4 protein-coding genes and 1 pseudogene are annotated in these 5,832 nt (G+C 34.9%); all 5 read right to left on the bottom strand.

Going from position 1 to position 5,832, the window contains the following annotated elements:
* Window positions 1-237 precede the first annotated feature (237 nt).
* Window positions 238-1,306 (bottom strand): annotated as a pseudogene (locus EKM67_RS10235) (IS3 family transposase).
* A gap of 490 nt (window positions 1,307-1,796) precedes the next feature.
* The gene (locus EKM67_RS10230; protein WP_125578890.1) at window positions 1,797-2,375 is read right to left on the bottom strand and encodes a YesL family protein; all 579 of its coding nucleotides are present in this window, start codon (window positions 2,373-2,375) and stop codon (window positions 1,797-1,799) included.
* Between the two features lie 7 nt (window positions 2,376-2,382).
* On the bottom strand, window positions 2,383-3,276 hold the full coding sequence (locus EKM67_RS10225) for a carbohydrate ABC transporter permease (RefSeq protein ID WP_125578889.1): 894 nt from the start codon (window positions 3,274-3,276) through the stop codon (window positions 2,383-2,385).
* Complete coding sequence (locus EKM67_RS10220; RefSeq protein WP_125578888.1) at window positions 3,276-4,184, bottom strand: carbohydrate ABC transporter permease; 909 nt, start codon at window positions 4,182-4,184, stop codon at window positions 3,276-3,278. Before EKM67_RS10220 ends, EKM67_RS10225 begins: the two co-directional genes overlap by 1 nt.
* A gap of 21 nt (window positions 4,185-4,205) precedes the next feature.
* On the bottom strand, window positions 4,206-5,531 hold the full coding sequence (locus EKM67_RS10215) for an ABC transporter substrate-binding protein (RefSeq protein ID WP_125578887.1): 1,326 nt from the start codon (window positions 5,529-5,531) through the stop codon (window positions 4,206-4,208).
* Window positions 5,532-5,832 lie beyond the last annotated feature (301 nt).

Genomic DNA, 5,832 nt, shown 5'->3' with positions numbered 1-5,832 from the left:
AATGAAAAGGAAGAATTAGTCGCTTAAATTATACATAAACGTGTCCGGATTCTTGACTCAGATCCAGTATTTGTTAAATAAATTGTTCTAAATTTTTTGTGATGGTTATTTATTCCAAAGAAATAGGACATAAAACAACATTATGATTTACGTCCAGTGGTATCTATGTTATTTTTTACTAAGTCAAATAGTGGTTTGTTCTAAATGCTCCTAAGCCAATATTTGGTACATCTTTTGTTAGACAGAAGTTCTAATTCTCTTTGTGTTGAACCAGTCAATATAAGTTGATGTTCTAACGACCAAATCTTCATAACTTGAAAGTGAGTTTGGAACACAAATTCTCGTTTTAGCAATGAATGAAAAGATTGAATTTGACTATTGTCATAGGGATAACCTTGTTTTGAATACGAGTGGACAATTTGATGTCTCTCAAGCAGTGTTTCAACTTCGTTACTTGTATATTGTGATCCCATATCCGAATGAATGAATACGGGTTTTTTAAAGTTTTCGAGTGCTTGATTAAGCGTCTTAACAACTAACTTTGCATCCATTTGGCGACTAACTTTAAAGGCAAGAACACGATGAGCCCTCGGCTCATAAACAGAACTAAGATAAACCCAAGTTCCTGGACGTAATTCTAGATAAGTGATGTCAGTACGCCATACACTTGCTTTAGGATGACGTTTAATAAAGTTAGGACGTTGTGAGTAATCGACATGGGTACCTGGTTTTTTGAATCTACGATTCATTAACGAATGAATTTTCATTTCTCTCATAAGACGAAAAACACGCTTAGGACCAATTTTAATGCCTAAACTTTTTAATGCCAGTGTTATTCGTGGATAGCCGTAAGCTTTATAGTTGTTTTGCCAAATCAACCTAATTTGTCTTTTTAATTTACTATAGGTACATTCGTGCAGACTAGGTTGGTGTTTTTTCCAGTGATAATAAGTACTTCGTGGCAGCTTCAAAGCAGTCAAAATAACAGACAAGCGGTGTTTAACCAGTTAGTCTTTAATAAAGGCAAGTCCATTTATTCGACCTAGCGCTTTCCCAGTAACACCGCCGCAGCTTTTAAAATTTCTAATTCCTCTTTAAGACGCTGATTTTCTTTTTGAAGTTGCTTAAACTCCTTAGCAGTCATTTCAGAACCATCAGCTAATTCAACTGATTTAGCAGCCTTAATCCAGTTATGAATGGCCGCTGGGGAAATGCCATATTCTTCTGAAAGAGAACGTACTGAACGTTTCTCTTCATGATGCATCTTCACGATACTTTCTTTAAATTCGTCGGTATATCGTTTCATTAAAAAAGCTCCTATCCTAAGTAATTTAATTATGACACATCTGTCTAGAATTAGATGTACCAAATACTAGGATAGGAGCATAACTCAATCGTGTTATTATCAATATTGACTTTACGTAACCTTTCCGGATATAAATGTATCTCTTATTAAAAAAATTCGCTAACCATCAATGATATTTCTAAGAGCACGATGTGTTCCTTATTCATACCATCGTTTCTTAAATCATTTATTTTATGAGGTTATAACTACTGGCTAAAACATATTAAATTACCGTGTATTCTGTAATGAATATATTTTCTAACTTCTTAATATCAAAAATTAAGCCATTAAAATACTCTTATCCAATGTCGTAATTCATCATATATCTGGCTGAATAAGATGTATTAAATACTACAGATAAGAGCATAAAATGATTGGTATTGTAATAATAGACGTCAATATATAGCTTCAAGAGTTTTTCAATCATCTATTAATAAAAGTGATCTATTTGCTAATTACTATTGATAAAATAATGAGTAAAGCCTATATTTAGACCGATAATTGTACTGATACCAGCAAGTAAAGCGAAGCCTTGACCGAATAAGAATAGTGTAAGGCAGACCACAATGTTTAACAGTACTTGGCCGAGTAGCAGGCCGAAGTGTTGCCCACAGTAGACAAAAACTTGAATGCAGCTGACATGTTTGTACTTAGCAGTTAAGGTGATATGCCAACTGCTAAGTAATGTACACCCTAGTAAAATTAGGATTAAGGCAGCTAGTGCGGTTTTAGATAAGGGTGATGTCATTTTAGCAAGTAACCAACAGTCTATTACTGTCAGAACTAAAATAAAACTACGTATAAAATCAAAACGATGCCGAGTTGTCTTAAACGTTTGCCAAAACGTTTGCCAAATATTTTTAGAGATTTGATCTTCTTGACGATATTGCATGACTAAATAGGCGGTTGTACGAGTGGAGGATACCAAAGTGACTAATGGCAAACTGGCTAATAACCACAAGTAATTTAGAACGACTAAACGTGGTATCCAGTGGATTAAGTTAACGAAACGATTAGAATATTTTGGCATCGTGTAATTATCCTTTCGTTCCAGCTGTTAAATTCATACCTTCAATAAAGTAACGTTGAGCAAAGAAAAATAGTAGTATCGTTGGCAATAGCACTAAGACAGCACCGGCCATTAAATAATGCCACTGTGTTGTTGACTGGTTCTTGAAGACTTGGAGTCCTATCTGCAACGTATATTGACGTTGATCCTTAATGTATAGTAAAGGGCCAAGAAAATCATTCCAAGCGCCATTAAAAGAGTTGATCGCAATGGTAATTAGAGCCGGTTTAGTCAAAGGAATCATGAGATGGCTCCAAATGTAGAGATGATTAGCACCGTCTAATTGAGCTGCTTCAATTAATTCGTTGGAAATAGAGAGATAAAATTGTCGCATCAAAAATATATTAAAGGCATTCCCAAAAAAAGAAGGAACAATTAGAGGTAAATAAGTTCCTACCCAGCCAATTTTAGAGAAAATAACGTATTGCGGGATCATTGTCACAAAACCTGGAATCATCATTGTCGATAATACCAAAGCAAACAAGATTCTCTTACCTGGAAAATTAAGTTTTGCAAAGCCATAAGCAATAAATGAATTTGCAAGAACATTACCAATGACCACACTACCGGCGATAATTAACGTATTTTTTGCGTAACTCCAAAATGGAAAACTGTTAATCGCCATTAGATAATTTTCCCAATGGATTGTTTTTGGAAAAAAAGTTGGCGGAAATTGCACAATCTCAGTCATTGGTTTAAGTGAGGTAAAGATCATCCATAATAAAGGTGTTAATAAGACGAGACTAATGCCACCTAGTAGTAGATAACTGCCAATTGTTTTAATAAAGCGAGTTCGTTGTTTGCTCGCTCCCTTTTTAGTGACAATGGGATTATGACTTAGACGTTGTACTTCAGTCGCCATTATTGATCACCTCCAGCATAATGAACCCAACGAGGAGCTAGTTTCAGATTAATCAAAGTCAAAACCAACACAATCATAAATAGAACCATTGACATAGCCATTGCATAGCCCATGTCAAAACCGACGAAAGCCTTATTCCACATGTGTAAATTGTAAAATAATAGAGAATTAGCAGGGCCACCTTGACCGTTACTGGTCATGACATAGGCTTCTTGAAAGATTTGAAATGAACCGATTGTACTGGTGATAACATCGTAAAAAATAATTGGCGTAATCATTGGTAAAGTGACATGGCGAAATTGTTGCCAAATACCAGCTCCATCTATTTCGGCAGATTCGTAAAGTTGAGTAGGGACGTTTTGCAATGTTGCTAAGTAAAGTAACATTGCACCGCCCGCACTCCAAAGTTTCATCATAATCAAAGCGGGTTTAGTCCAATTTGGATCAAATAGCCAAGATGGTCCTGTTATGTGGAACCAAGATAGGATGGTATTAATCAGTCCCGTAGATGGCGAAAGCAACTGCATCCATAAAATATAGACAGCAACACCTGATAGGACAGCAGGAAGATAAAAAATAGTGCGAAAGAAACGCATGCCAACCAATTTTTGGTTTAAAATAACCGCTAAAAAGATACTAAAAAGGGTTGTTAAAGGTACGTTAAATATCGTGAAGTAAGCTGTATTGTAAAGAGATTTCCAAAATAAATCGTCGTTTAAAAACATTCGTTTAAAATTATTAAGTCCAATAAAATTCATTTTAGAAGTTAAATTATAATCGGTAAAACTACCAATTAATGAAAATAACATTGGGCCAAACATAAAGAGAACAAAGCCGATGAGAAATGGTGCAACGAAAAAGAATCCCCAGCGTGCTTCTTGCTTTTGACGAAGTGATCGTTTAGTCATTTCAGCATTACCTCTTTTCAATTACTTGTGTTGTTTAACGAGATTTTCAACAGCAGTTTGCGCGTCTTTAAGTGCTTGCTTAGCTGATTTTTGGCCCAACAGTGCGGCATCAATTTGTTCATTAACAAGATTGTTATAATCTGGTGCGCTTAGTGGAATAGGTGTTAGAACAGTAGACGACATCGCTTGATCGGCTGTTTTATAAATCATTTGTCCAGTTTCATCTAATTGTTTACCGTTAATCAAATTAGTATTTGCTTTTTTATTGGCCATAATATCAAAACTGGCTGCACCAAATTTTTCTTGGACTTTATCTGACGTCAGGTATTTGATAAAATCTACAGATTCTTTGACATGTTTAGCACCAGTAGGAACTTCTAGTGTAAAACCGCCACCCCAAGTCTTATGACCGGAGCCTTTTTGGAATTCAGGAAGTTGGATAACTCCAAATTCGAAGTCCTTAGGGGCATTTTCTTTAATTGATGTATAGTAATTAATGTTTTGTGCACGCATTGCTACTGTACCTGATAAGAATGGATCTGCGACACCGGAACCAAATTCTGCCTCTAAGCGATTAATAGTTTTCTTGCCGTAATATTTTTGAGCGTCAAGAATCCACTGTAAAGCTTTTCGCTTATTCTTTGTATCTATCTTGACTTGATTCTTGTCATTAAACCAACTTGTACCACCGTCAGCATTTAATGCCCAAACTTGGGTATCAAGACTCCATAATGGATAAAAGCCAATGCGAGTAAAAGTATCGTCTTTTTTGATGTCAAGTGTACGTGCCACCGCGTCTAGTTCAGACCAAGTTTGTGGCAAATCTTTATCAGTCAAACCAGCATTTTTAAATATTTTTTTATTATAGAAGATAACTTGTGTATCTGTATTAAACGGCAGACCGTAAGTTTTATTTTGATATTGCGTTGTTTTAAAAAGTTGAGAGTAGAAACGTTTATTAATACCTTTGTCTAAGTATTTGGTAATATCAGTTGCTTGTTTTGCATCAGCCCGTTGTGCAACAGAGTTAATATCTTGAACAATTACGTCAGGTGGATTACCAGCTGTAATTGCAGACAAAGATTTTGTCCAAATATCGCCCCAAGGCTGATAACTATATTTTATTTTCACTTTATCTTGTGATTCATTGTAGTCTTTGATAATTGATTCAATGACCTCGCGTCGGGCGCCCGAACCCCAGAAAGACCAAAAGTCTAAGGTAACTTTTTTACTACTCTTTACGTTAGTGGTGGTGTCCTTATCAGCATCAGCGGTCTTTTTGCCACATCCTCCCAATAATACAAGACAAGCCAAGACCGCAGTTAAAATTAAGCCAACTTTCTTCATAATAAAATATTCCTCCTTAAAATAAACATAACGTTATGAATTGAACATAACAAAGTCAAATAAAATAATCAATCATAATCAATGTTATCAATAACAAAAAATTATATATAAGAATAAAAATATTACTTCATTATTAATAAGAAAAAATTATAATATTGTCAGTTAAGGTTGTCTAAATAGGTTGATAGAGAAATTTGCTTTCTAATGTTTACACTATTCAATAATCTGAATCATCAAAATGTCTTTATTATCCGAAAGTTCAATGACTAGTTTGTCTTCGTCTACATCTTTAGGAACGGTT

It is taken from the genome of Lapidilactobacillus mulanensis (assembly GCF_003946215.1).
GTDB classification, from domain to species: Bacteria; Bacillota; Bacilli; order Lactobacillales; family Lactobacillaceae; genus Lapidilactobacillus; species Lapidilactobacillus mulanensis.
The sequence above is the reverse complement of the archived record's forward strand: the minus strand, read 5'-3'. Positions and strand labels throughout refer to the sequence as shown.